Annotated in this window: 24 protein-coding genes and 1 tRNA gene; 20 read left to right on the top strand and 5 right to left on the bottom strand. The window is 61.6% G+C overall.

Translation table 11 applies throughout. The features are described 5' to 3' along the window. The first annotated feature begins 60 nt into the window (after positions 1 to 60). The 5 genes from IFT59_RS22680 to msrA all read left to right on the top strand — a co-directional run bounded on the left by IFT59_RS22680 (position 61) and on the right by msrA (position 6,349). Positions 61 to 1,068, top strand: coding sequence for an ABC transporter permease (locus IFT59_RS22680; protein WP_192088357.1), 1,008 nt, complete (start codon positions 61 to 63; stop codon positions 1,066 to 1,068). Then, complete coding sequence (locus IFT59_RS22675; RefSeq protein WP_113165455.1) at positions 1,065 to 1,892, top strand: ABC transporter permease; 828 nt, start codon at positions 1,065 to 1,067, stop codon at positions 1,890 to 1,892. The genes IFT59_RS22680 and IFT59_RS22675 overlap by 4 nt, the downstream gene beginning before the upstream one ends. Continuing rightward, a complete protein-coding gene (locus tag IFT59_RS22670) occupies positions 1,885 to 3,528 on the top strand; it encodes an ABC transporter ATP-binding protein (protein WP_192088356.1) in 1,644 nt (547 codons plus the stop codon). The genes IFT59_RS22675 and IFT59_RS22670 overlap by 8 nt, the downstream gene beginning before the upstream one ends. Before the next feature lie 20 nt (positions 3,529 to 3,548). Further along, positions 3,549 to 5,555, top strand: coding sequence for a CocE/NonD family hydrolase (locus IFT59_RS22665; protein WP_192088355.1), 2,007 nt, complete (start codon positions 3,549 to 3,551; stop codon positions 5,553 to 5,555). Positions 5,556 to 5,647: 92 nt separating this feature from the next. Next, a complete protein-coding gene (msrA, locus tag IFT59_RS22660) occupies positions 5,648 to 6,349 on the top strand; it encodes a peptide-methionine (S)-S-oxide reductase MsrA (RefSeq protein ID WP_192088354.1) in 702 nt (233 codons plus the stop codon). 1 nt (position 6,350) lies between these two features. Here msrA and IFT59_RS22655 read toward each other — a convergent pair whose 3' ends face one another. The 3 genes from IFT59_RS22655 to IFT59_RS22645 all read right to left on the bottom strand — a co-directional run bounded on the left by IFT59_RS22655 (position 6,351) and on the right by IFT59_RS22645 (position 8,655). Then, positions 6,351 to 7,274 (bottom strand): alpha/beta hydrolase, encoded by a 924-nt coding sequence (locus IFT59_RS22655; RefSeq protein ID WP_192088353.1) that lies wholly within the window; start codon positions 7,272 to 7,274, stop codon positions 6,351 to 6,353. A 79-nt stretch (positions 7,275 to 7,353) separates the two neighbouring features. Beyond that, complete coding sequence (locus IFT59_RS22650) at positions 7,354 to 7,977, bottom strand: class I SAM-dependent methyltransferase (protein ID WP_113165451.1); 624 nt, start codon at positions 7,975 to 7,977, stop codon at positions 7,354 to 7,356. A 9-nt stretch (positions 7,978 to 7,986) separates the two neighbouring features. Continuing rightward, positions 7,987 to 8,655, bottom strand: a complete 669-nt coding sequence (locus tag IFT59_RS22645; RefSeq protein ID WP_192088352.1) for a pseudouridine synthase — start codon at positions 8,653 to 8,655, stop codon at positions 7,987 to 7,989. 156 nt (positions 8,656 to 8,811) lie between these two features. Between IFT59_RS22645 and IFT59_RS22640 the strand changes: the two genes are divergently transcribed. Then, entirely contained in the window at positions 8,812 to 10,215 is a 1,404-nt protein-coding gene (locus IFT59_RS22640) for a DUF6880 family protein (RefSeq protein WP_192088351.1), read from the top strand. A gap of 89 nt (positions 10,216 to 10,304) precedes the next feature. Here IFT59_RS22640 and fdhA read toward each other — a convergent pair whose 3' ends face one another. Both fdhA and IFT59_RS22630 read right to left on the bottom strand, forming a co-directional pair. Beyond that, the gene (gene fdhA, locus IFT59_RS22635; protein WP_192088350.1) at positions 10,305 to 11,495 is read right to left on the bottom strand and encodes a formaldehyde dehydrogenase, glutathione-independent; all 1,191 of its coding nucleotides are present in this window, start codon (positions 11,493 to 11,495) and stop codon (positions 10,305 to 10,307) included. A 458-nt stretch (positions 11,496 to 11,953) separates the two neighbouring features. Beyond that, a tRNA-Ser gene (locus IFT59_RS22630) sits at positions 11,954 to 12,043 on the bottom strand. Positions 12,044 to 12,347: 304 nt separating this feature from the next. On the opposite strand from IFT59_RS22630, the gene rplU reads away from it, so the two are divergent. The 14 genes from rplU (at position 12,348) to IFT59_RS22560 (ending at position 24,512) form a co-directional block, all read left to right on the top strand. Beyond that, complete coding sequence (gene rplU / locus IFT59_RS22625; RefSeq protein WP_062462732.1) at positions 12,348 to 12,659, top strand: 50S ribosomal protein L21; 312 nt, start codon at positions 12,348 to 12,350, stop codon at positions 12,657 to 12,659. Between the two features lie 32 nt (positions 12,660 to 12,691). Beyond that, complete coding sequence (rpmA, locus tag IFT59_RS22620; protein WP_192088349.1) at positions 12,692 to 12,967, top strand: 50S ribosomal protein L27; 276 nt, start codon at positions 12,692 to 12,694, stop codon at positions 12,965 to 12,967. Between the two features lie 130 nt (positions 12,968 to 13,097). After that, a complete protein-coding gene (locus IFT59_RS22615; RefSeq protein WP_184655591.1) occupies positions 13,098 to 13,745 on the top strand; it encodes a GNAT family N-acetyltransferase in 648 nt (215 codons plus the stop codon). After that, positions 13,742 to 14,347 carry a GNAT family N-acetyltransferase gene (locus IFT59_RS22610; RefSeq protein ID WP_192088348.1) on the top strand — a complete coding sequence of 202 codons (606 nt, stop codon included), beginning with the start codon at positions 13,742 to 13,744 and terminating at the stop codon, positions 14,345 to 14,347. Before IFT59_RS22615 ends, IFT59_RS22610 begins: the two co-directional genes overlap by 4 nt. Positions 14,348 to 14,512: 165 nt before the next feature. Further along, positions 14,513 to 15,574, top strand: coding sequence for a GTPase ObgE (obgE, locus tag IFT59_RS22605; RefSeq protein ID WP_192088347.1), 1,062 nt, complete (start codon positions 14,513 to 14,515; stop codon positions 15,572 to 15,574). Beyond that, positions 15,571 to 16,788 (top strand): glutamate 5-kinase, encoded by a 1,218-nt coding sequence (gene proB / locus IFT59_RS22600; protein ID WP_062577026.1) that lies wholly within the window; start codon positions 15,571 to 15,573, stop codon positions 16,786 to 16,788. The genes obgE and proB overlap by 4 nt, the downstream gene beginning before the upstream one ends. Beyond that, entirely contained in the window at positions 16,778 to 18,058 is a 1,281-nt protein-coding gene (locus tag IFT59_RS22595; RefSeq protein ID WP_192088346.1) for a glutamate-5-semialdehyde dehydrogenase, read from the top strand. Before proB ends, IFT59_RS22595 begins: the two co-directional genes overlap by 11 nt. 37 nt (positions 18,059 to 18,095) lie before the next feature. Then, positions 18,096 to 18,692, top strand: coding sequence for a nicotinate-nucleotide adenylyltransferase (locus IFT59_RS22590; protein ID WP_192088390.1), 597 nt, complete (start codon positions 18,096 to 18,098; stop codon positions 18,690 to 18,692). A gap of 121 nt (positions 18,693 to 18,813) precedes the next feature. Further along, positions 18,814 to 19,230, top strand: a complete 417-nt coding sequence (gene rsfS / locus IFT59_RS22585) for a ribosome silencing factor (protein ID WP_062577032.1) — start codon at positions 18,814 to 18,816, stop codon at positions 19,228 to 19,230. A 116-nt stretch (positions 19,231 to 19,346) separates the two neighbouring features. Further along, a complete protein-coding gene (gene rlmH / locus IFT59_RS22580) occupies positions 19,347 to 19,829 on the top strand; it encodes a 23S rRNA (pseudouridine(1915)-N(3))-methyltransferase RlmH (RefSeq protein WP_192088345.1) in 483 nt (160 codons plus the stop codon). Positions 19,830 to 19,936: 107 nt separating this feature from the next. Continuing rightward, a complete protein-coding gene (locus IFT59_RS22575) occupies positions 19,937 to 21,361 on the top strand; it encodes a murein hydrolase activator EnvC family protein (RefSeq protein WP_249407712.1) in 1,425 nt (474 codons plus the stop codon). Then, on the top strand, positions 21,351 to 22,682 hold the full coding sequence (locus tag IFT59_RS22570; protein ID WP_192078880.1) for a S41 family peptidase: 1,332 nt from the start codon (positions 21,351 to 21,353) through the stop codon (positions 22,680 to 22,682). The genes IFT59_RS22575 and IFT59_RS22570 overlap by 11 nt, the downstream gene beginning before the upstream one ends. An 81-nt stretch (positions 22,683 to 22,763) precedes the next feature. Continuing rightward, complete coding sequence (locus IFT59_RS22565; RefSeq protein ID WP_249407711.1) at positions 22,764 to 23,963, top strand: divergent polysaccharide deacetylase family protein; 1,200 nt, start codon at positions 22,764 to 22,766, stop codon at positions 23,961 to 23,963. 15 nt (positions 23,964 to 23,978) lie between these two features. After that, entirely contained in the window at positions 23,979 to 24,512 is a 534-nt protein-coding gene (locus IFT59_RS22560; RefSeq protein WP_062577041.1) for an RNA pyrophosphohydrolase, read from the top strand. The last annotated feature ends 63 nt before the right edge of the window (positions 24,513 to 24,575 follow it).

Genomic DNA, 24,575 nt, shown 5'->3' with positions numbered 1-24,575 from the left:
TATGGACCGCAGGAAACCCTGCGGTCTGAACCCTTCATTTCGGATACGGGATCGCGCCACATGTCCAATTCCACAGAGGCTGGCGGTTCGCCGGCCCGCAGCTTGAGAGAGCGCTTTCCGCTGCTGAGCATTATCGCCCAGCGCATGGTGCTTTCGCTGATCCTGCTTCTGGCAGTGTCGGCTCTGATTTTCGGCGGCGTCGAAGCGCTGCCCGGCGATTTCGCCTCCACCTATCTCGGCCAGTCGGCAACACCGGAAGCTGTCGCCAACATCACCGCCGAACTCGGCCTCGACCGGCCGCTTGTCACCCGCTATTTCGACTGGCTGGGCGGCGTCCTGCAGGGCGATTTCGGCACATCCTGGGCAAGCCGCAATTCGGTCTCGGAACAGGTCGGCAACCGGTTGGGCAATTCGCTTTTCCTCGCGGCCTTTGCGGCCATAATCGCCGTGCCGCTGGCGATCTGTCTCGGCATGCTCTCGGTGCATTTCCGCGATCGTATTCCCGACAAAATCATCAACGTGATCTCGCTCGCCGCCATCTCGCTTCCGGAATTCTTCGTCGGCTACCTGCTGATCCTCTATTTCGCCGTCAATTTCGGCATCGCTACCTTTCCGGCCACCGTCTATCAGGGCATGGGCTTTCTGGAGCGCCTCCAGACGATCGCCCTGCCGACCGCGACACTCGTTCTCGTCGTGCTCGCCCACATGATGCGCATGACGCGGGCGGCGATCCTCTCCGTCATGTCCTCGGCCTATATGGAAACCGCAGAGCTCAAGGGCCTGTCCGGCTGGCGCGCGATCGTCAAGCATGCGGCGCCCAATGCGCTCGCCCCAATCATCAATGTCGTCGCCTTGAACCTCGCCTACCTCGTCGTTGGCGTCGTGGTGGTCGAGGTCGTGTTCGTCTATCCCGGCATGGGTCAGTACATGGTCGATGCTGTGACGGTGCGCGACATGCCGGTCGTCCAGGCCTGCGGCCTGATCTTCGCGGCCGTCTACATCCTACTCAACATGGTGGCGGACATTCTTGCGATCATCGCCAACCCCCGTCTGAGGCATCCACGATGAGATTGAGAGAGATCCCCATCACCGCCTGGGTCGGCCTGTTCGGCATCGCGCTCGCTGTTTTCTGCGCCCTGTTCGCGCCCTGGATTTCCCCTTACGGCGAGACCGAAGTCGTCGGCAATGTCTGGCAGGAGGCCGATGCGCAATTCTTCTTCGGCCTCGACAATCTCGGCCGCGATATCCTGTCGCGCCTGATCTTCGGTGCGCGCACGACGCTGATTGTCGCTTTGGCGGCAACCGTGATTTCCTTTTCGCTCGGGATCATCCTGAGCTTTACCGCCGCCGTTTCAGGTGGCCTCGTCGATACGGTGTTTTCCCGCTTCAACGACCTGATGATGTCGATTCCGACGCTGATCTTCGCGCTCGTGGTGCTGGCCGTTCTGCCGCAACACCTGATCGTGCTGATCCTGGTGATGGCGATCCTTGATTCCACCCGCGTCTACCGGCTTGGCCGGGCCGTGGCGCTGGATGTGGCCGTGATGGAATTCGTGGAAGCGGCAAAACTGCGCGGCGAAGGCAAGATCTGGATCATCTTTCGGGAAATCCTGCCCAACACGCTGTCGCCGCTCCTGGCCGAGTTCGGCCTGCGTTTCGCCTTTGCGATCCTGTTTCTCTCCACCCTCTCGTTCCTCGGTCTCGGCATCCAGCCGCCGACAGCCGACTGGGGCGGCATGGTGAAGGACAACAAGGATGGCATCATTTTCGGCATTCCCGCAGCGCTTGTGCCTGGAACCGCGATTGCGGCTCTCGCCGTCTGCGTCAACCTCGTGGTCGACTGGCTCCTGAAGCGAACCTCCAGCCTGAAGGGAGGCCGCGGCGATGCATGAAGCTTCATCCCATCTTCTCTCCGTCCGTAACCTCAAGATCGAGGCGACAAGCTATCCGCCGGGCGAGCCTGCCAAGCGCATCATCATCGTCGACGACGTCTCCTTCGATCTCGCCAAGGGCAAGGTTCTGGGCCTGATCGGCGAATCCGGTGCCGGCAAGTCGACGATTGGGCTCGCGGCTTTAGGCTACGGCCGCGGCGGTGCCGAGATCACCGGCGGCGAAGTGAAACTTGACGGCACCGACATCCTGCAACTGGGCAAGGGCGGCATCCGCAAGCTGCGCGGTGCCCGTGTCTGCTATGTGGCACAATCGGCGGCGGCCGCATTCAACCCCGCCCACAAGCTCGGCGATCAGGTCATCGAGGCCACCGTCAAGCATCGCCTGATGAGCAAGGAAGAGGCCCGCAAGCGCGCCCTCTATCTGTTCCAGGTTCTCGGGCTGCCGAACCCTGAAACCTTCGGCGACCGCTTTCCGCACCAGGTTTCCGGCGGCCAGCTGCAACGCGCCATGACGGCCATGGCGCTCTGCTCCAAACCCGACCTGATCGTGTTCGACGAACCGACGACCGCGCTCGACGTGACGACCCAGATCGACGTTCTCGCGGCGATAAAGCACGCGATCGAGGAAACCGATACGGCAGCGCTCTACATCACCCACGATCTGGCCGTCGTCGCGCAGATCTCCGACGACATCATGGTTTTGCGCCACGGCAAGATGGTCGAATACGGTCCCGTGCAGCAGATCATCGAGGCTCCGAGACAGGATTACACAAGGGCTCTGGTCAATGTGCGCCAGGCAGCCCGCGAGGAGGCAAAAGACCAGACCGAAGCCGTTCTCAGGGTCGATCATGTCAGCGCCCAGTATTCCAACGGGTTCAAGGTGCTGCACGACGTTTCCCTGCATCTGTGCAAGGGCCAGACGCTCGCGGTCGTCGGCGAATCCGGCTCGGGCAAATCGACCCTGGCGCGTGTCATCACCGGCCTGCTGCCCCCCAGCAGCGGCGCGATCACCTTCGAGGGCCGGCCGCTGACGCCGTTGCTGAAAAGCCGGCCGAGAGACGACCTGCGCCGCATCCAGCTGATCTACCAGATGGCCGATACGGCCATGAACCCGCGCCAGACGGTGCGCGATATCATCGGCCGGCCACTGACCTTCTATGATGGCTTGCGTGGGGCAGCCAAGACCGCCCGCGTCAAGGAACTGCTCGACCAGATCGAGATGGGCACCGGCTTTATCGATCGCTATCCGGCTGAGCTTTCCGGCGGCCAGAAGCAGCGCGTGGCAATTGCCCGCGCCCTTGCCGCAAGGCCCGAGCTCATCTTGTGCGACGAACCCACATCGGCGCTCGATCCGCTGGTGGCGGAAGGGATCCTGAAGCTGCTGATGAAGCTGCAGGAAGAACAGCAGCTATCTTATCTGTTCATCACCCACGACATCGCCATCGTGAAGGCAATCGCCGACTCGGTCGCCGTCATGCATCGCGGCAAGCTCGTCCGCTTCGGGCCGAGATCCCAGGCGCTGTCGCCACCGTTCGACGACTATACCGACCTTCTCCTCAAATCCGTGCCCGAGATGCAGCTGGGCTGGCTGGAGAAAGTGCTTGCGACGCGGCGGATGGAAAGTGCGGGAAATTGAAGATCGATATTTGAGAGCGCATGACCATGACTGACCGTTCCTTCACCGTCATCGAGAACCAGTGGATCAGGCTTGCCGACGGTACCCGACTTGCCGCCCGCATCTGGATGCCTGACAATGCGGACGCCGATCCGGTGCCGGCCGTGTTCGAGTTTCTGCCCTATCGCAAACGGGATGGGACCAGTCCGCGCGACGAATCCACCTATCCGGTGTTTGCGGCAGCAGGCATCGCCGGCGTTCGCGTCGATATTCGCGGCTCCGGCGAATCCGACGGCGTCATCGACGGTGAATATACCGAGCTGGAGCTTGCCAATGCCTGCGAGCTGATCACCTGGATCGCAGAACAGCCCTGGTCGAACGGCAGCGTCGGCATGATGGGCATTTCCTGGGGCGGCTTCAACTGCCTGCAGGTGGCGGCGCTTCGACCACCGGCGCTCAAGGCCGTGATCTCGATCGCCTCAACCACCGACCGCTACAATGACGACATCCATTACAAGAATGGCTGCCACCTGTCGGCCCAGCTCTCCTGGGCCGCCACCATGCTCGCCTACCAGTCGCGATCGCCCGATCCCGACATCGTCGGCGATCGCTGGCTTGAGATGTGGATGGAGCGGTTGGAAAATGAACCCTTCTTCCTGGAGGAATGGCTTTCCCACCAGCGCCGGGACTCCTTCTGGAAACACGGCTCCATCCGCGAAGATTATGCGGCTATCGAAATTCCGGCGCTCGTCATTGCCGGCTGGGCGGACGGGTATCGCAACACGCCGCTGCTGGCCGTCGAAGGGCTCGGTGACAAGGCGAAGGCCCTGCTCGGGCCCTGGGTGCACAAATATCCGCATTTCGCCTGGCCGAAACCGCGCGCCGATTTTCATGGCGAGGCAATCGCCTTCTGGAACCGCTGGCTGCGGGGTGAGGAAAACGGCATAGAAACCCTGCCCCAGGTTCGCGCCTATATTCTCGACGGCCCGAAACCGGCGGTGCGGCGCGATGTCGATCCGGGCTTCTGGGTCTCCACGCAGCACTGGAGCGCACCGGAAAGCGAGTGCTTCTACGTCGACCAGTTCGGCTCGCTGCTGGAGGGGATGCCGATCCCGCATGCACCGGCGCACGAGATCTATCTGAAGTCACCGCTCGACACCGGAACCGCAGCCGGCGAATGGTTTACCCTCAAACCCGACGCGGAACTCGCCGGCGACCAGCGCAGCGACGATGCCGGATCGTTGGTCTTCCAAACCGCGCCGCTTGCCACGGCCAAAACCTTTCTCGGACGCCCGAGCATCACCTTGACGCTCAGCGCCAACGCCGAGCTTGCCAATCTTTGCGCCCGGATCGTCGATATCCATCCCGACGGCACGGCGACCCGCGTCTCCTTCGGCGTGATCAACCTTGCTCATCGCGACGGCAACGAGGATCCGCAGCCGCTTACTCCCGGCCAGCCGGTCGAGATCCGTCTTGATCTCGATGCCTGCGGCTACCGGTTCGGCGAGGGTCACCGAATCCGGCTATCGCTCTCGACCGCCTACTGGCCGATGATCCTGCCGCCGCCGGTCGATCCCGGCCTGACGATCGATATCGCTTCGCTTGGCCTTGCCATGCCGCTTCTCGGCGATCACGAGACATTCGAGATGAAGCAGCCGGCGAACCCGGATCCGCTGCCGAAATATATCGAGCACGCGCCGTCCTCCACACGTCGCACCGTCACCCGTGATCTCACTAAAAACCAGACGCGCTACGAGGTGGCTGAAGACACCGGCCTGTTCGAACATCCCGGCACCGGCCTTTCCACACGGCAGTTGCGCGAGGAGACGTGGTCGATCGACCCGACCGATCCGCTGTCGATGACGGGCACTTCAGTTTGGACCTGCGACATGAAGCGCGATCGGTGGTCCGTCCGTACCGTCTCCACGGCAAAACTCGCCTGCACGGCAACCGACTGGCTGATCAGCGCTTCGGTGCTTGCGTATGACGGCGACAGGAAGATCTTCGAAAAGACGTTCAAAAAGGCCATTCCCCGCGATCACATGTAGGCGTCGCCCGCCGTGGCTGGCGGCCTACGTCGATGTGATTTGACGCCGGGCCGGTATCCCTGAGACAGTCCATGCGAACAGGAGGAGTTCTCATGGCAGTCTTCGCAAATCGTCTGGCGGCGGCAATGTTTTGCGCCGTCGTGATGGCGTTTCCGGCATCGGCGCTGCGTGCGCAGGAGGCCGCCGTTGCCATTCCTGCACCGACGATCGACGAAGCCGCGAAGGGCAATGTCGAGAAGGCCATCTTCGCCGGCGGCTGCTTCTGGGGCGTTCAGGGCGTCTTCCAGCATGTGAAGGGCGTGAGCAACGCCGTTTCCGGCTATTCCGGCGGCGACCAGAAAGCCGCGACCTATGAGACGGTAAGCTCGGGCAGATCGGGCCATGCGGAGGCCGTCGAGATCACCTTCGATCCGAAGCAGGTAAGCTACGGCAAACTGCTGCAGATCTTCTTTTCCGTCGCCCACAATCCGACCCAGCTGAACTACCAGGGTCCTGACCACGGCCCGCAGTACCGATCCGCGATCTTCACCACGAGCGACGAGCAGAAGAAGGTGGCCGAGGCCTATATCGCCCAGCTTGATGCGACGAAACTCTATCCAGCCGCTATCGTCACGAAAATCTCCAGGCTTTCCGCCTTTTATCCGGCCGAGAAGTATCACCAGGACTTTCTGACGCTGAACCCCAGCTATCCCTATATCGTCTATAACGACATGCCGAAGATCGATAATCTGAAGGCGATCTTCCCGACTGCCTTCCGCGCCGATCCGGTTCTGGTGTCCAAGGCTAAGAGCTAGGTCAGTCGCTAACTGCCATCCGCCGCACAGCCTCGCAAAGCGCCTCGAAACCGCTGCGCGCGCCAGCACTCATGTGGCGGGCACGCAGCCAGGCATGCACCATCTGCGGCTCCTCGCGGAACGTCGCCTCGACGCCCGCCTCTCGCAACCGTCGCGCATAGAGTTCGCCATCGTCTCGCAATGGATCGAAATGCGCAACGGTGATATAGGCCGGCGGCAGGCCGGATAGGTCGCGGGCCAGAAGCGGATGCGCGACGGGTTCAATTTCTGGCGCCTTGAGGACTGCCCGGTAATAAGCGACATCGGCCGTGGTAAGCCCCGGCGCATAGGCCATCTCACGGTAAGAGCCAGACACAAGATTGCCGCCAAGTGCTGGATAGATCAGTACCTGGCCGGCAATCCCCGAAAGTCTTTCGTCCCGCGCCCGTAACGCAAGCCCCGCCGCAAGATTGCCGCCGGCGCTGTCGCCGATCAGCACGACCTTTCGACCCTCCCCTAAAATCTGCTTCAGCACACCGAAACAATCGTCCGTCTGAGCCGGCCAGAGATGTTCGGGCGCAAGCCGGTAATCGACCGAGACCAGTTCCGCCTGCGCGAAATCGGCAATCTCCGCACAGATCGCGTGGTGGCTATCCAGCGACCCGACGACGAACCCGCCGCCATGCAGGTAAAGAAGAACGGTTTCGCTGCTGATCGTCGCGGGTCGGTAACGCCGGATCGGCACGACCAGCATCTCGTCCTGAAACGTCAGACCTTGCGGCAGCGGCTGGTCGAAGCGGGCGCAGAGTGCATCATACCAGTCCCGCTGCTGTGCAATCGGCGCATCCACAGCATCGGCGGGGTAGAAGCGATCGCAGATATCGAGAAATTCGAGGATCCCCGGCTCTTCCGGAAACGGCCCGGACTTCTGGTCACTGTCTGACATCGGCAAGGCACTCCCAAGGAATGCGGGATACTATGCGCAACCGTCGACACAGGGCAACAACGGCAGTGCGATCACCCACCTACTCGGCGCTGATTTTCGCCTTGACGAACACGTCGTAGCGGGTGCTTTTCCCCAATATCTGATGGGACGGTTTGCGCACGCCCGCCATCGGCTCGGCGCGCAACGGCCACTTCAGCACGACCCGGTTTTGGGCCGCCTCCAGCGCGACCTGCATGAGCTGCACCGAATCCGCATCGGTCCCGACGATATCCCGGATCAGCCGCATCTCTTTCTTGACGAGAGCCGTTTTGTCGCGTGGCGGATGCATGGGATCGATCAGGATCACCTGCGGCTTCATCTGCGGCAGCAGAACGCAGGAATCCCCATGCACCAGCGTCATCCGGGACACGGTTTCCGCATGACGCCCGCCTTCGGCCCTCGCCCGTTCGAGCCCTTCCAGAAGCAGCGCATGCATCGTTTCGGATCGCTCGATCAGCGTGACGCGCGCGCCGAGCGATGCCAGCAGAAACGCATCGCGGCCAAGACCCGCCGTCGCATCGACAACATCAGGGATCGTGCCGCTCGAAAACCCGACGGCCTTCGGCAGGTCCTGTTTGCGGCCCTCGCCGGAACGGAAACGGTGACCGACTGCGCCGCCGACAAAATCGACGATCAGCGGCGTTTTCTCGAGGTTTTGTGCCAATGTCCGATCTCAGAAGGGCGTTGGAGCGGTGAACGTGACGTCCGAACCGTCAGGATGACGGAAGCTTAGTTCTTCGGCATGGAGAAGCAAACGGTTCGCAGCCAGAAGCGCATCGCCATCCGCGTAGAACGCGTCGCCGAGGATGACGTGGCCGAGCGCTTTCATATGCACGCGCAGCTGATGGGTGCGGCCCGTCAGCGGATACAGCCGCAGCCGCGTCCTTTTCTCGCCATATCCCATCACCTGCCAGCGCGTCTGGGCAGGCTTGCCGTGATCGGTGTCGACGCGGTGGCGCGGCTTGTTGTCTGGATCGATCGCCAACGGCAGCTTGACCACGCCTTCCGCCTGCTCAACCCTTCCCCAGACCTCGGCCACATAGGATTTCCGCGTGGTGCGCCCTTCAAACTGCGCTGCGACAAGCGCATGCCCCCGGCGGTTGAGCGACATCACCACGACACCGGATGTATCCTTGTCCAGACGGTGCACGATCAGCGCCTCCGGATACTCTTTCTGCACCCGCGTCAAAAGACTGTCCGACAGCGCCGGATGCCGCCCAGGCACCGACAGCAGACCGCTCGGCTTGTTGAACACAAGCAGATGCGCATCGCGGTGCAGCAGCGAAAGATAGGGATTCTGCGGCGGGTTATAGATCGGATCGGCATCTGAAAGCGCGTTCATGGCGACCCTCTACCAATGATTTCCTCGGCGTGAAAGACCCACAACAGCGCTCGGCAGCAGGCCGGTGGCGAAAACCGGGCTGAAACACTTGCAAATCCCGGTCCGGTTCTGAACTGTCGCTTCCGACACCTCACGCAAGACCGCATCGACATCCCCATGGCCACGAAGACGACCCTCAACGCGAAGAACCTTGAAGCGCTCGGCACGCAACGACTTGCCGAGCTGCTGATCGAGATCAGCATGGGCAGCGCCGCAAACAAGCGCAAGCTTCGCATGGAACTGGCCGGCAGCCACAGCAGCGAAGAAGTGGCGCGCGAAGTTCGCAAGCGGCTCGGCAGCATCGCGCGCGCCCGAACCGTCATCAGCTGGCGGCGGGTAAAATCGACGAAGGCCGACCTCGAAACCCAGCGCAAGACGATCGTCGAGACCGTGGCACCGGACGATCCGGGCGAAGGCTTCGAGCTGATCTGGCAGTTCCTTGCCCTCGGTGAGCCGATCTTCGACAGAACGGACGATGCGAGCGGCGCGCTGCTTGCAAGTTTCCATCAAGCCTGCAGCGATGCTGGCATCATCGCCAGCGGATCAGGCATCGACCCCGATATTCTTGCCGACAGGGTTCTGGCGGCGGTTCAGAACAATGGCCACGGCCAATTCGACCCGTTCATTCCAGCCATGGCCCCGGCCCTCGGCACTCAAGGCCTCGACCGCCTGAAATCGCTGCTTGTGCAGTGGTTGAACGAGCCCGACGAAAGCGCCCGGGAAAGCATCGGCACCACCTCACCGAGGCACGACCGGCATGATGAGACGACAGTGCGTATCGCGCTTCAGGCAATCGCCGATGCCACAGGAGATGTGGATGCCTACATTGGCGAACAGCCGGAGAAAACCCGACGGATACCGGCAATCGCTGCCGAAATAGCTCGCCGTCTCCTCTCCGCAGGGCGCGCCGAAGAAGCGCTGCAGGCGCTCGATGGCGCCGAAATAACCGGTTCGCCAGACCGCGAGATCGAATGGCAGCTCGCCCGCGCCGAGACGCTGGAAACCCTGGGACGCACCGAGGAAGCCCAGGCCGATCGCTGGCGATGGTTCGAACAGTCGCTCAGCGACATTCACCTGCGCGCATTCTTGAAACGCCTGCCGGACTTCGACGATATGGACGCCGAGGAAAGAGCGTTTGCCTATGCCCAGACTTCCCCGGATGTTCACCAGGCCCTCGCCTTCTTCCTGCGCTGGCCGGCACTCACCCAGGCAGCACGACTCGTGACAACCAGGACGGCAGAACTGAATGGCGATCTCTACGAACTGATGACATCAGCTGCCGAGATGCTCGCCCCCCATCATCCGCTCGCCGCAACGCTGATCCTGCGCAGCATGATCGACTTCTCGCTCGATCATGGAAAAGCCAGCCGCTACAAGCACGCAGCCCGGCACCTGGCCACAGCGCAAGCGCTTTCACCCCACATCCTCGATCAAGGCACCCTGAAATCCCACGACGCCTATGTCGCAACCCTGAAGCGCCTGCACGCAAACAAGCGCGGCTTCTGGAAGCATGTGGCGTGAGGACTTGGCAGCGTTGAGGCGGCGAACTGCTTGTCCGGCACCAATACGGCGCCGGACAAGGGTAGCGGGCTGCAACTCGGCCGGCGTGATCACGCGGCTTTCGTCAGGTCTCCATGAGGATCCAGCACGTATTTGACCGCAGCCCCCTGGTCGAAGCTTTCATAGCCTTGCGCCGCTTCATCAAGCGAAATGATCTTGGCGTTGACGATGTCGGCGATCGGCAGCCGGTCGTGAAGGATGGCTTGCATGAGCTGACGATTGTATTTCAACACCGGCGTCTGGCCCGTGTGGAAGGACTGGGCCTTCGCCCAGCCGAGACCCAGCCGAAGCGACAGGCTTCCCTGTTTGGCGGCGTCATCCACCGCACCGGGATCTTCAGTGACGTAGAGGCCGGGAATGCCGATCGAGCCCGCCGCGCGGGTGATCTCCATCATCTGGTTCAAGACGATAGCCGGCTGCTCGCCGCCCGAATGCCCACGGGCTTCGAAACCGACGGCATCGATGGCGCTATCGACCTCGTCGGTGCCAACCACCTCGGCGATCATGTCCCCGAGCCGGTCGCTTTTTGACAGATCGATCGGCTCGAAGCCGACCTTGGCGGCATGGGCAAGCCGATCCTTGTTGAAATCACCGATCATGACGACCGCTGCCCCAAGAATGCGCGCTGACGCAGCCGCTGCGAGACCGACCGGACCAGCACCCGCAACATAGACCGTCGATCCGACCCCGACGCCTGCCTTGACCGCCCCGTGAAACCCCGTCGGCAGGATATCGGACAGCATCGTCAGATCGCGGATCTTCGACATCGCCCGGTCGCGATCCGGAAATTTCAGAAGATTGAAATCCGCATAGGGAACAGTGACATAACGCGCCTGGCCGCCGATCCAGCCGCCCATATCGACATAACCATAGGCGCCGCCCGCGCGCGACGGATTGACGGTGAGGCAGACGCCGGTATCCTGCGACTTGCAGCAGCGGCAGCGGCCGCAGGCGACGTTGAAGGGCACGGAAACGATATCGCCGATCTCAAGCATCTCGACATCGATGCCCTTTTCGATGACCTCGCCGGTGATTTCGTGGCCAAGCACGAGCCCCGGCAGAGCCGTCGTGCGCCCGCGCACCATATGCTGGTCGGATCCGCAGATATTGGTCGAAATCACTTTCAGGATAACGCCATGCTCGATCCGGCGTCCATCCGGCGCCTCAAGCTTGGCGTCGTAGATATCCCTCACCTCGACCTTGCCCGGCCGCAAATACACGACACCTCTGTTCCTGCTCATGCCCATTCCTCCTCTGGGTTAAACTGAAAGCCACAGCTGCTCGCCAGCAGTTCGCCGGAAACGGCATTTCCGCCGCACTCCCAACCCCTTCCTCCTCGAAAAGATCAGGCGAGCAAAACAATGTACCTCAATCCCAACAGCAGACCACCATCATTCCCATTCGACTGCCGCGACAACGACATGCGGAGATGAAATGGCGACGAGGGGCGGTTTGGCGAGGAAGACTTCCGAAATGCGCATAGGTCAGAGCGCCCGAGGAACAGACAAGACGTCATTCAGGAACGCCGCTCCGACGTGGAAACACTGTGACCGCGTCAAGGCAGATGGAGGTGTGTTGTTTTGTATGACGAACGGTAAGCAGAGGCTGCTTCGAGCGCGGAACACACCCGATGGCAAAAAGGAGCAAAATCGAGAGATTCCAACGGATCAATGGTAGCCTTACGGACTAAGGTTCGGCATGGCGGAGAGGGTGGGATTCGAACCCACGATACGGTTGCCCGTATGCCGCATTTCGAGTGCGGTGCTTTCGACCACTCAGCCACCTCTCCGCTTTGCTGGTCGGCGCATTTGATGCGCGGCTGTCTCATAGCGGCGAAAAATCGGGCTGGCAAGGGGTGAAATGCAAGTCTTCATATCCTTTCGCCTTGACAGTTTTTAGGGCCTCGCGTAAGGCCGGACGCGTCGAAGTGTGGAAAAATGTCCAGACCAGACGTTGCGCGCCGAGGCGTGCAGAAAATCACCGGCAGATGCGTTCTGGAAGATCCGTCTTTCGCAACCCTGCTATAGCCCGACTGAGAAAAAGACGGCCGTCCTTTTGGGGATAGAGCCGGAACGAACATGAAAGGATAACCAATGTTCGCAGTCATCAAGACCGGCGGTAAACAGTACCGCGTGGCCGCCAACGACGTGCTCACCATCGAAAAGCTGGAAGCAGAAGCTGGCGCAATCGTAGAATTCAACGAAATCCTGGTCATCGGCGTCGGCGCCGATGCCAAGTTCGGCGCCCCCTTCGTTTCGGGTGCGACGGTCAAGGCTGAAGTTGTAGAGCATAACCGTGGCAAGAAGGTTCTCTCCTTCAAGAAGCGTCGCCGCCAGAATTCCAAGCGAATTCGCGGTCATCGCCAGCATCACACGGTCGTCCGCATCACGGACATCCTCGGCTAATCCAGGTTTTCGAAAGTTAAAGGAGAACACCAATGGCACATAAAAAAGCTGGCGGCTCGTCGCGTAACGGTCGCGATTCTCAGTCCAAGCGCCTTGGCGTGAAGAAGTTCGGTGGCGAAGTCGTCATTCCGGGCAACATTATCGTGCGTCAGCGCGGCACGCAGTGGCATCCGGGCGCCAATGTCGGCATCGGCACAGACCACACGATCTTCGCACTGACGGCAGGCAACGTGAATTACCGTACGCGCGCTAATGGCCGCGTATACGTGTCCGTTATGCCGAAAGCCGAAGCCGAAGCCGCAGAATAAAGCCGGCAAGCGTTAAGCAACCGGCGTCTCATCGACCCGGTTGAACGTTTGAAGGTTCAGTCAAAGAAAAGGGGAGATGGGGCGCTACCCATCTTCCCTTTTTCTTTTATCCCTCAAAGGAGACTGAACCATGCAAGGCGAATTAGTAAGGGCTGGCCAATTACGGCCGCCGGAAACAAGACCAGAGGAACGGCTCAGGCCGGACCGGTTGAGAAGCGATTGCCCCGTCTTACTGTCGCAGAGCCTTGTTCTGCGCGCACCGCACGAAGACGATATTGACGCACTTGCCCATCTCGCCAACAATGCGAACATTGCGACCATGGTGTCGCGCATGCCGCATCCCTACACGTCTAAAGACGCGGCCGATTTCGTGCGACGCACGAATGCGGGCGAGATTGGCAAATGCGTTTATGCCGTGACCCGAGCTGACAATGGCCAGTTTCTCGGCTGCTGCGCGCTCGAACCCCAGGTTGACGAACGAACCCTCGAAATCGGCTACTGGCTGGGCGAACCCCACTGGAACAAGGGCTATGCCACGGAAGCGGCGCACGCGCTGATCGACATGGCATTTCGCACCCGCAGCCATATCGAGCACATCGATGCCCGTTGCCGGGTCACCAACATCGCGTCGAAGCGGGTGATCCAGAAATGCGGCTTCCAGTTCCAGGGCACCGGCATGATCGAATGCCTGGCGGTGGGCGGAATGGTCCCCGTCGAATGGTTCCGGCTGGACCGCAAGACATGGATGTCGCTGAGAAGCTGGGGAGAGCTGAGATGAGTGCCGTCGTTCTCGAAAAGGCAAAAGCGGTTCGCACTGAGCCTGGCCCCTGCCCTGAAATCGTCACGCAGCGCCTGACGCTTCGCCCGCACCGCCTGTCGGATGCGGTAGCGATTGCCGAAACGCTTAGCGATTTCAAGGTCAGCCGCATGCTGTCGCGTGTTCCGCAGCCCTATGACCGTCAGGATGCGCTCGACTGGCTGGTGCCGCAAACTTCGGGCATCCTGCCGAACTGGCAGCTGGCGATCACCACCGGCGACGATGTGCATATCGGCGTTGTCGGCCTGGAACTCAGGCACGGCCGCTGGCATCTCGGTTACTGGCTGAACCGCCTCTATTGGGATCGCGGCTATATGAGCGAGGCAGCGTCGGGGGTCCTCGACCGCTTCTTCCGCCGCATGCCGGACACTGTCGTCCATTCGGGCGCGTTTGCCGACAATCTCGGTTCGCTCAATGTGCAGACAAAGCTCGGCTTCCGCATCACCGGCGCAAGCGATGTGTTCAACCGCGCCCGCAATGTCATGGTGCCGCATATCGAGACGGAGCTTGCCCCGGAGGATTTCCGGCTTCTGGCCCCCGCTCCCCGGCATGATCGCGCCTGATCATGCCTTGATCACGATCGGCCCCGGCGGATGCCTTGTCCGCCGGGGCCGTTTTCAGCGCATTCTGTCGATAGGCTTTGACCTAAAGCCTGTCGGACGGTATCGAAAACCTTAAGTACGTCCCGCCGGAGAGCGGGAGCGACCAAGAACAGGACTACCAGACCGATGAAATTTCTCGACGAAGCAAAAGTCTATATCCGCTCCGGTGACGGCGGCGCGGGCGCAGTTTCGTTCCGACGGGAAAAGTTCGTCGAATTCGGTGGACCTGACGGCGGCGATGGCGGCCGTGGTGGCGACGTGTGGGTCGAAGCCGTCAATGGCCTCAACACGCTGATCGATTTCCGTTTCCAGCAGCATTACAAGGCAAAGGTCGGCATCCACGGCATGGGCCGCAACCGCACCGGCGCCAATGGCGACAGTGTCACGCTCAAGGTTCCGGTCGGCACGCAGATCTTCGAGGAAGACAACGAAACGCTGATCATCGACATGACCAAGGAGGGTCAGCGTTTCCGGCTTGCCAAGGGCGGCAATGGCGGCTTCGGCAACACGCATTTCAAGAACGCCACCAACCAGGCACCGAACTGGGCAAACCCTGGCCTTGAGGGCGAGGAAAGCACCATCTGGCTGCGGCTGAAGCTGATTGCCGATGCAGGACTTGTCGGCCTTCCGAATGCCGGAAAATCCACCTTCCTGGCCTCGGTTACCCGCGCCCGCCCGAAGATCGCCAACTATCCCTTCACCACGCTGCACCCGAACCTCGGTGTCGCCACGATCGATGGCCGCGAGTTCGTTCTCGCCGATATTCCGGGCCTGATCGAAGGCGCCCATGAAGGCGTCGGCATCGGCGATCGCTTTCTTGGCCATGTGGAACGCACCCGCGTTCTGCTGCACCTCGTGTCTTCCATCGAGGAAGAAGTCGGCAAGGCCTACAAGACGGTCAAGACCGAGCTTCAGGCCTATGGTGGCGGTCTGACCGACAAGCGCGAAATCGTTGCGCTGTCGCAGATCGATGTGCTCGACGAGAAGGAACTGAAGAAGAAGGCCAAGGAGCTTGAGAACGCCTGCGGCCAAAAACCTTTCCTGATCTCCGCCATCACCGGCACGGGCATGACCGATGTTCTGCGCGCGCTCCGCGATGTCATCGTCGCGGCAAGCGTCGGCGAAGACACGGCCCTGCCGAACCGCTCCGTTCCTGTTCAGGAGTTCGACGAGGACGTCGACGAATGACGCCCGGCCACGAGATCGGTCACAAGCAAGTCTCTTCCGGGCAAGCCGGCGGTCGCAAGCCGCTCGGCGACCATCGCCGGATCGTCATCAAGATCGGCTCGGCCCTCTTGGTCGATCGCAAGACCGGCCTGAAATCTCCGTGGCTCGACGCGATCTGCGCCGATATCGCCGCGCTTCGGGCGAAGGGTATCGATGTTCTCGTCGTCTCCTCCGGCGCGATCGCCCTCGGCCGTACCGTGCTGAACCTTCCCCACGGCGCCCTCAAACTGGAGGAAAGCCAGGCAGCGGCAGCCGTCGGCCAGATCGCGCTTGCCCGCGCCTGGTCGGAAAGCCTGTCGCGGGACGGGATCGTCGCGGGACAGATCCTGCTGACGCTGGGCGATACGGAAGAGCGTCGCCGCTATCTCAACGCCCGTGCCACGATCAACCAGCTTCTGAAGATCGGCGCGGTTCCGATCATCAACGAAAACGACACCGTCGCAACGTCCGAAATCCGCTACGGCGACAACGACCGGCTTGCCGCGCGCGTCGCCACCATGACTGGCGCCGACCTTCTGGTTCTGCTGTCGGATATCGACGGTCTTTACACGGCACCGCCGCATCTCGATCCGGATGCGCAGTTTCTGGATATCATCAATGTCATCACACCCGAGATCGAGGCGATGGCCGGCGGTGCGGCATCTGAACTGTCGCGCGGCGGCATGCGCACCAAGATCGACGCCGGCAAGATCGCGACGACTGCGGGCTGCGCCATGATCATCGCATCGGGCAAGCCGGATCATCCGCTGCGCGCCATCGAACACGGCGCGCGATCCTCCTGGTTTGCCCCATCTGGCACACCGGTGACGGCAAGAAAGACCTGGATTGCCGGACAGTTGCAGGCGGCTGGCGAACTCGTCGTCGACGAAGGCGCCGAACAGGCGTTGGGTTCGGGCAAAAGTCTGCTGCCCGCCGGCGTGCGCCGCATCGAGGGCAATTTCCACCGGGGTGATACGGTCGCGATCATCGGCGCGGAAGGCCGCGAGATTGCCCGCGGTCTTGTCAGCTACGATGCCGACGAGGCACGCCAGATCACCGGCCGCAAATCGGCGGAAATTGAAGCCATTCTGGGCTATGCCGGCCGTGCCGCCATGGTCCATCGCGACGACCTTGTTATGACAGGCGCGATCAGGCGCACGACCACCCGCAAGGAGGATGCCGTTCATGTTGGATAAGGTCCAGATGACCGACGTTGCCGCAATCATGGATGCGATCGGCGTCAACGCAAACGCTGCAGCCAGTGCATTGGCAACGGCATCGACCGAGCAGAAAAACGATGCGCTCAATGCCATGGCCGATCTGGTTCTCGCCAACAGCGTCGCAATCCTGAGCGCCAATGCCGAGGATCTCCGCAACATCGAGGGCAAGGGGCTCCTCCCCTCCTTCATCGACCGGCTGACCCTCACCGAAAAGTCGATCGCCGGCATGGCGGAGGCGCTTCGCGAAATCGCCGCGATCAAGGATCCGGTCGGTGAAGTGATCGCCGAATGGGATCGCCCGAACGGGCTCCATATCGAACGTGTCCGCACGCCGCTTGGCGTGATCGGCGTCATCTACGAGAGCCGCCCGAACGTGACGGCCGACGCCGGCGCGCTCTGCCTCAAGGCCGGCAATGCGGTGATCCTGCGCGGCGGCTCGGATTCGATCCATTCATCGCAGGCAATCCATCACTGCCTGGTGGCGGGCCTCAAGCAGGCGGGTCTACCCGAACATGCGATCCAGCTCGTGCCGACGACCGATCGGGCGGCCGTCGGCGCCATGCTGTCGGGCCTGTCAGGCGCTATCGACGTCATCGTTCCCCGCGGCGGAAAAAGCCTGGTCGCCCGCGTCCAGTCCGAAGCCCGCGTGCCGGTCTTTGCGCATCTGGAAGGCCTTTGCCACATCTATGTCGACGCCTCCGCGGATCTGGAAATGGCAAAGGCGATCGTCGTCAACGCCAAGATGCGCCGCACCGGCGTCTGCGGTGCGGCCGAAACACTGCTGGTCGACAGCGCCGCGATCGGGACCCACCTGATGCCGGTGCTGGAAGCGCTGACGCAAGCCGGCTGCGAAATCCGCGCTTCGGCGGCGGTGCTCAAGGTTCACCCGGGCTTCAAGCCGGCGAACGAGGATGACTGGCATACGGAATATCTCGATGCCGTGATTTCGGTGGCGATCGTCGATGGCATTTCCGGTGCGATCCGCCACATCAACACCTATTCGTCCAGCCACACCGAAGCGGTGATTGCGGAAGATCCGGCAGTGGTCGCGCGCTTCTTCAACGAGATCGATTCGGCGATCCTCCTGCACAACGCGTCTACCCAGTTTGCCGATGGCGGCGAATTCGGCATGGGCGGCGAGATCGGCATTTCCACGGGCAAGATGCATGCGCGCGGCCCTGTTGGCGTCGAACAGCTGACCTCGTTCAAATACAGGGTGCACGGCACCGGCCAGATCCGGCCCTGACGTGACGATAGAGCGGATCGAAAGACGCCATCTCGCCATGCCGCATGTGGAACGGGGCATGGCCGTCGGTCTTTTCGGCGGTTCGTTCAACCCACCGCATGAAGGCCACCTTCTGGTCGCCGAGATTGCGCTTCGGCGCCTTGGGCTCGATCAGCTGTGGTGGATGGTGACACCTGGCAATCCGCTGAAAAGCCGGACAGAGCTCGCGTCGCTTCCTGATCGCATCGCCATGAGCGAGCGGCTGATCCAGGATCCGCGCATTAAGGTCACCGCGTTCGAAAAAGCGCTCGGCGGCGCCTATACCGCCGATACGCTCTCCTTCGTCAAGGCGCGCAATCCGCATATCCATTTCATCTGGATCATGGGTGCAGACAGCCTCAGGACCTTTCACCATTGGCAGAAGTGGCAGGAGATCGTCTCTACCTTCCCGATCGCCGTGATAGACCGGCCGGGTGCCACCCTTTCCTTCCTGTCATCAAAGATGGCCCGGACATTCCAGCATGCCCGTGTTGACGAGACGGATGCCGGCACGCTGTGGAAGCGCCGCCCGCCCGCCTGGACCTTTATTCACGGTCCGCGATCGGCCCTGAGTTCGACGGCAATCCGGGCATCGGGAAAGACTTCCGATTCCTAAAACTGGAACATTCCGATCACTTGAAAGATAAAGCATTCAATGCCACCTTCCTTATGCGGCCGGTCATCAGACGGGATTCGCGCGAAGAGGATGTTGCTGTTACCGGACGAAAGGAACGACCCTGACAACAGTACACGCCAAGGGAAGGACGGCCTCCGTCATTCCGCAGAGCCTGGAACGTGGCGATGATGCCGCCGCCCATGCCCTCGATCAGGTCCTCACGAGCCTCGAGGACTCCAAAGCAGAAGATATCGTCACCATCAATATTGCCGGAAAATCCGCTCTCGGAGATTACATGGTCGTCGTCTCCGGACGATCGAGCCGGCATGTCATGGCGATCTGCGATCACCTCATCACCGACCTGAAAGCAGAGGGCCTCGGCGGGGCCCGTGTCGAAGGCATGGAGACGGGTGATTGGGTGCTGATTGACACTGGTGATATCATCATCCATGTGTTCCGCCCCGAAATCCGCGAGTTCTACAACATCGAGAAGATGTGGGCTGCTCCGGATGTCGAGGAAGGCACAGTGCTTCACTAACAGGCCGGGACAGTCCTGAGCCGACCAGAGGCGACGATTGCCTGCAAACGGCGGCACGCTTACGCCGTGCCGGCCGAGTGGCAAACGGTCGCTCTGAAAAAACAACGGATCAGGATATGCGCATCAGCCTTTTCGCCGTGGGACGGCTCAAAGCCGGACCCGAGAAGGATCTTGCGTCCCGTTACCTCGACCGTTTCTCCAAGGCCGGGCCCGCAATCGGGCTCGAACTTGCCAGGATGATCGAAGTGCCGGAAAGCCGCGCTTCCAATGCCGAAACGCGAAAGCGCGAGGAAGCGGCCGCACTGGAGAAGACCCTTCCCGAGGGCGCCATTCTGGTGCTCCTCGATGAACGCGGCAAGGCGCTGGACAGCGAGGCCTTTGCCGGCCTGATCGACAAATACAAGGACGGCGGCAAGCGCGACATGATGCTCGCGATCGGCGGCGCAGACGGGCTGGACCCGGATCTTCGCGCACGCGCCGATGTCGTCCTCAATCTCGGCTCGATGACATGGCCGCACCAGCTGGTCCGCATTCTCATTGCCGAACAGCTCTATCGCGCCGTCACCATCCTTTCAGGCCATCCCTACCACCGCGTTTAGACTTCGTTTACCTTCCGGGCCGATGTTGCGAAACACGATGTTGTTTATGGCTGGCCCCGGCAAATCAGCTTAGGCTTCACCGGTCCGCTGCAAAATTCGAGAACGCGATGACGATCAGGAGAGCCATAGCCCTGGGCCTTGCGCTGCCAGCGATGGCATCGGCGCTTGCCTTCGCGCCTCTCCGCCTGCCCCCGTTTCACTGGATTGCCTTGGCACAGGAACCGGCACCGCCTGCGGCCCAACCCTCCCCGCCCGCGACCGAAGCCTTGGCGGATCCGACAGCGGATCTTCAAAAGAGACGCAACGAGACCCGCGGCGAGCTGGAAGTGCTGGCCAAAAGCATGAGCCTCTCGTCGGAAAAGGTCGCTCAGATCGAGCACAGCATTTCCGGCATCAAGAAGACGTCTGCGGATATGCGCCAGGCGCTGATCGATTCAGCCGCAAGGCGCAAGGACCTGCAGTCGAAGATCCAGGTGAGCGAAGACAAGCTCGCCTCGCTGAAAGTGCAGGAAGACAAGATCCGCGTGGCCCTGAGGGGGCGTCGCTCCATTCTTGCCGAAGTGCTGGGCGCGCTGGAACGCATGGGCCGCAGCCCGCCGCCAGCGCTGCTCGTCTCCCCCGATGATGCGCTGGGTTCGGTGAGAAGCGCCATCCTGCTCGGCGCCGTCGTGCCCGGCATGCGGGCCGAGGCCGAAAGACTGGTCACGGATCTTCAAAATCTCGCGAGCCTCCAGGCCGAAGCGGCCCGGGAGAAGGAAACCGTTTCGCAAACCATCACCGCAGGCGTCGAGGAAGAACGGCGGATGAACCTGCTGCTGGCAGAAAACGCCAAGCTGAACGCCGAGAATGAAAGACAGCTCGCTGCAGAACGCGCGCGTTCTCAGGAACTTGTCGGCCGCGCCACCTCGCTTCAGGATCTCATTCAGGGGCTTGAGGGACAGATCGCATCCGTGCGCGAAGGCATGGATCTGGCCCGTGCCGAGGAAGAACGCCGGCGGCAGATGTCCGAAGAAGAACGCGAGAAAGCCCGGCAATTGGCCGAAAGCGGTGTGCCCGACAAAAACCGTATTGCGCCCGCATACGCGTTTTCAAGCCTCAGGCAAAAACTGGAGCTTCCAGTTGCCGGCGAAATATTGCGTGCGTTCGGCGATGCAGACGGGACGGGACACCCGGCACGCGGTATGACCGTGGCCTCCAACCCCGGCGCAGTGGTGACGGCACCGGCCGATGGGCTGGTCGTGTTTGCCGGTGCATTCCGGAGCTATGGCCAGATGATCATCCTGAACGCCGGAGACGGCTATCATGTTGTTCTGGCAGGAATGGACATGGTCAACGCGCGGCAGGGCAAGTTTGTCTTTGCTGGCGAACCGATCGCTGCCATGGGTGAGAAAAGAGTAGCAAGTGCGACTGCGTTGGCGCTGGAAACGGATCGCCCGACGCTTTACATTGAATTCCGAAAAGACGGCACTCCGGTTGATTCTAAACCGTGGTGGGCCAGCAAAGAAACTGGAAGGGCGCGAAATGATTCGTAGGGCTTCTCTTGTCATCGTCGGAGCACTGTTGGGTGCGACCGCGATGAGCGTCATTTATTCGGCCGGTGTCCCGGCCCAGGCCGCCGGGGCTTCCACCTATAAGGAACTGTCGATCTTCGGCGACGTGTTCGAGCGGGTCCGCGCCCAGTATGTGACGCCACCGGATGAAAACAAGCTGGTCGAAAATGCCATCAATGGCATGCTGAGCTCGCTGGATCCGCATTCGAGCTTCATGAATTCCAAAGATGCCGAAGACATGCGCACCCAGACGCGCGGTGAGTTCGGCGGTCTTGGCATCGAAGTGACGATGGAGAACGAGCTCGTCAAGGTCATCACGCCGATCGACGACACGCCGGCATCCAAGGCTGGCATTCTTGCCGGCGACTTCATTACCGAAATCGATGGCCAGGCCGTTCGCGGCCTGAAGCTTGAAGATGCCGTCGAAAAGATGCGCGGCGCCGTCAATACGCCGATCAAGCTGACGGTCATCCGACAGGGTGCCGACAAGCCACTCGACATCACCGTCATGCGCGACATCATTGCGGTGCGCGCCGTGAAATCGCGCGTCGAAGCCGGCGACATCGGATATGTGCGCGTCATCTCCTTTACCGAGAAGACCTATGACGATCTCGAAAAGGCGATCAAGAAGATCAAGGCCGACGTGCCTGCCGACAAGCTGAAGGGCTTCGTGCTTGACCTGCGCCTGAACCCGGGCGGTCTGCTGGATCAGGCGATCAACGTCTCCGACGCCTTCCTGGAACGCGGCGAAGTCGTTTCCACCCGTGGCCGCAATGCGGATGAGACACGCCGCTTCAATGCCGGCCCTGGCGACCTGACCGACGGCAAGCCGGTGGTTGTGCTCGTCAACGGCGGCTCGGCTTCGGCGTCTGAAATCGTTGCCGGCGCTCTTCAGGACCTGAAGCGTGCGACCGTTGTCGGCACCCGCTCGTTCGGCAAGGGCTCCGTCCAGACGATCATTCCGCTTGGCGAATCCGGTGCACTACGTCTGACGACGGCGCTCTACTATACGCCATCGGGCAAGTCGATCCAGGGAACGGGCATCACGCCTGACATCAAGGTCGAACAGCCGCTGCCGCCGGAACTGCAGGGCAAGGTCCGCGCCGAAGGCGAATCCAGCCTCAAGGGCCATATCCAGGGCGCGGCCGAAACAGACGAAGGTTCCGGTTCGGCTGCCTATGTGCCGCCGGAAACCAAGGACGACCTGCAGCTGAACTATGCCATGGACCTGCTGCATGGGACAAAGACAGACCCGTCCTTCCCGGCAAGCCCCGACAAGGCTGCGGCCGCCGTCAAGAACTAATCAGGCAAACCGGTCAGGCGGCTGTTTCATCACAGCCGCCTGACCGCATTCATTTCGGCAGCGCAGACGCGGGCATATCCCTTGGGCAGCGATCTCCATGCACCGCTCGGTCAAAACCGGCCGCCGAAGCGACGAACGGCGCGTCGCCTGTCGGCCGTTGCCGTTTTAGGAAGCATCGGCGTGATTGCCGTCGTCGGCTTGTCGATCTATGCGATGCGAAACGACCCTCAGCTTGAGCGCATCGCCTCGAGCGAGCCCCCCTCCTCCACGGCGATCGCCCCCAAGACACCTGCCGATGATGCAGTTTCTCCCGAAAATGCCAACCCCAACGGCATGCCCCGGTCCAATCCGAATTCCGGCGCGACCATTGAGCAGAACCGGATGGCGGACGGCTCGGTCGTGACAAAATACACGCCGCGCGCAAGGGATGGAAACGGTCCCGTCCTTATCAATGCCCAGAGAATTGGCCAGGACCCGCGATTTGCGGCAGAGCCGAATACGTCTCTTCTGGAAGACACGGAATACGGCAAACTGCCGATCCTCGGCGAGGATGGCATGCGACCGATGGATCAGTATGCACGACCCTGGTCCGGCGCCCGCGGCACAAGGATCGCGATCGTGGTCGGTGGCCTCGGCCTCAGCCAGACGGGCACCCAGCGCGCCATCCAGCAACTGCCGCCAGGCGTAACGCTAGGCCTTGCTGCAAGCGGCAACAGCCTGCAGCGCTGGATGCAGGAAGCGCGCCGCGCGGGCCACGAAATCATCATCCAGGTCCCGTTCGAGCCTTACGACTATCCGGCCAACGACCCTGGACCAGGCACACTTCTCGTCAAGGATCCTGCCGCAAAGAACCTTGAGCGACTGCACGTGGCGATGGGCGAGATCACCAACTATACGGGGATCATGAACTACCAGGGCGGCCGCTATCTCTCCGACGTCAAGGCGCTTGAGCCTGTCCTGCGCGACATGGCCTCCCGCGGCCTGCTGTTCCTCGATGACGGCACCTCGGCCCAGTCGAAGACGGAGGTGCTGGCAAAGGCGATGCAACTGCCGCACGCCTTCGGTGACCTGACCCTGGACGGTCAGCTTCAATCCGACGCGATCCTCAAGAAACTTGACGAACTGGAGCGGATAGCCCAACGCAAGGGAACGGCAATCGGCATCGCCTCCGCCTTCGACGAGAGCATCGCGGCGATCCGCAAATGGGCCGACGAAGCCTCGCAACGCGGTGTAGAAATCGTCGGTGTATCGACGCTTGCCCGCGAGAGCGTGGCACCTTGAAGCAAGGGGAATGATATGGCCAAGGATCACAAGAAACCGGTGAAAGCGGACGATCTTCCCTATCGTCCCTGCGTCGGGGTCATGGTGCTCAACAGCGAGGGCCTCGTTTGGGCGGGACGCCGCATTGCTGCCGGCAACAGCGAATTCGACGGGTCTCCGCAACTGTGGCAGATGCCGCAGGGCGGGATCGACAAGGGCGAAGATCCCCTGCCCGCCGCCTATCGTGAACTGTACGAAGAAACGGGCATGCGTTCCGTCGCGCTGCTTGCCGAAGCCGGCGAGTGGATCAATTACGATCTTCCGGAACACCTGATCGGTATCGGACTGAAGGGAAAGTATCGCGGCCAGACGCAGCGCTGGTTTGCCTTCCGCTTTGACGGCGATGAAAGCGAGATCGCCATCAACCCGCCGCCGGGAGGCCATACGGCTGAATTCGATGCCTGGGAATGGAAGCCGATGCAGGATCTGCCCGGCCTGATCGTGCCGTTCAAGCGCGCGGTCTATGACAGGGTCGTCGCCGAATTTGCCCACCTCGCGCCGGCAGGCTGATTGCACGTCCGGTTAGCGCTGGTCGGATAAAGCAAAGCCCGGTGAAAGCATCTTCCACCGGGC

This window comes from Rhizobium sp. CFBP 8752, assembly GCF_014842035.1.
Taxonomy (GTDB): domain Bacteria; phylum Pseudomonadota; class Alphaproteobacteria; order Rhizobiales; family Rhizobiaceae; genus Neorhizobium; species Neorhizobium soli.
This window is presented reverse-complemented; position numbering and strand designations above follow the sequence as displayed.

Excerpts from the sequence above, each read along its gene's own strand:
- IFT59_RS22675 (WP_113165455.1), top strand. The coding sequence starts at position 1,065 with ATGAGATTGAGAGAGATCCCCATCACCGCCTGGGTCGGCCTGTTCGGC.
- IFT59_RS22645 (WP_192088352.1), bottom strand. The coding sequence starts at position 8,655 with ATGAACGCGCTTTCAGATGCCGATCCGATCTATAACCCGCCGCAGAAT.
- msrA (WP_192088354.1), top strand. The coding sequence starts at position 5,648 with ATGGCAGTCTTCGCAAATCGTCTGGCGGCGGCAATGTTTTGCGCCGTC.
- IFT59_RS22570 (WP_192078880.1), top strand. The coding sequence starts at position 21,351 with ATGATTCGTAGGGCTTCTCTTGTCATCGTCGGAGCACTGTTGGGTGCG.
- obgE (WP_192088347.1), top strand. The coding sequence starts at position 14,513 with ATGAAATTTCTCGACGAAGCAAAAGTCTATATCCGCTCCGGTGACGGC.
- fdhA (WP_192088350.1), bottom strand. The coding sequence starts at position 11,495 with ATGAGCAGGAACAGAGGTGTCGTGTATTTGCGGCCGGGCAAGGTCGAG.
- IFT59_RS22615 (WP_184655591.1), top strand. The coding sequence starts at position 13,098 with ATGCAAGGCGAATTAGTAAGGGCTGGCCAATTACGGCCGCCGGAAACA.
- IFT59_RS22670 (WP_192088356.1), top strand. The coding sequence starts at position 1,885 with ATGCATGAAGCTTCATCCCATCTTCTCTCCGTCCGTAACCTCAAGATC.
- IFT59_RS22640 (WP_192088351.1), top strand. The coding sequence starts at position 8,812 with ATGGCCACGAAGACGACCCTCAACGCGAAGAACCTTGAAGCGCTCGGC.
- IFT59_RS22590 (WP_192088390.1), top strand. The coding sequence starts at position 18,096 with ATGCCGCATGTGGAACGGGGCATGGCCGTCGGTCTTTTCGGCGGTTCG.
- rplU (WP_062462732.1), top strand. The coding sequence starts at position 12,348 with ATGTTCGCAGTCATCAAGACCGGCGGTAAACAGTACCGCGTGGCCGCC.
- rpmA (WP_192088349.1), top strand. The coding sequence starts at position 12,692 with ATGGCACATAAAAAAGCTGGCGGCTCGTCGCGTAACGGTCGCGATTCT.
- IFT59_RS22595 (WP_192088346.1), top strand. The coding sequence starts at position 16,778 with ATGTTGGATAAGGTCCAGATGACCGACGTTGCCGCAATCATGGATGCG.
- rlmH (WP_192088345.1), top strand. The coding sequence starts at position 19,347 with ATGCGCATCAGCCTTTTCGCCGTGGGACGGCTCAAAGCCGGACCCGAG.
- IFT59_RS22560 (WP_062577041.1), top strand. The coding sequence starts at position 23,979 with ATGGCCAAGGATCACAAGAAACCGGTGAAAGCGGACGATCTTCCCTAT.
- IFT59_RS22610 (WP_192088348.1), top strand. The coding sequence starts at position 13,742 with ATGAGTGCCGTCGTTCTCGAAAAGGCAAAAGCGGTTCGCACTGAGCCT.
- proB (WP_062577026.1), top strand. The coding sequence starts at position 15,571 with ATGACGCCCGGCCACGAGATCGGTCACAAGCAAGTCTCTTCCGGGCAA.
- IFT59_RS22680 (WP_192088357.1), top strand. The coding sequence starts at position 61 with ATGTCCAATTCCACAGAGGCTGGCGGTTCGCCGGCCCGCAGCTTGAGA.
- IFT59_RS22575 (WP_249407712.1), top strand. The coding sequence starts at position 19,937 with ATGACGATCAGGAGAGCCATAGCCCTGGGCCTTGCGCTGCCAGCGATG.
- IFT59_RS22655 (WP_192088353.1), bottom strand. The coding sequence starts at position 7,274 with ATGTCAGACAGTGACCAGAAGTCCGGGCCGTTTCCGGAAGAGCCGGGG.
- IFT59_RS22665 (WP_192088355.1), top strand. The coding sequence starts at position 3,549 with ATGACCATGACTGACCGTTCCTTCACCGTCATCGAGAACCAGTGGATC.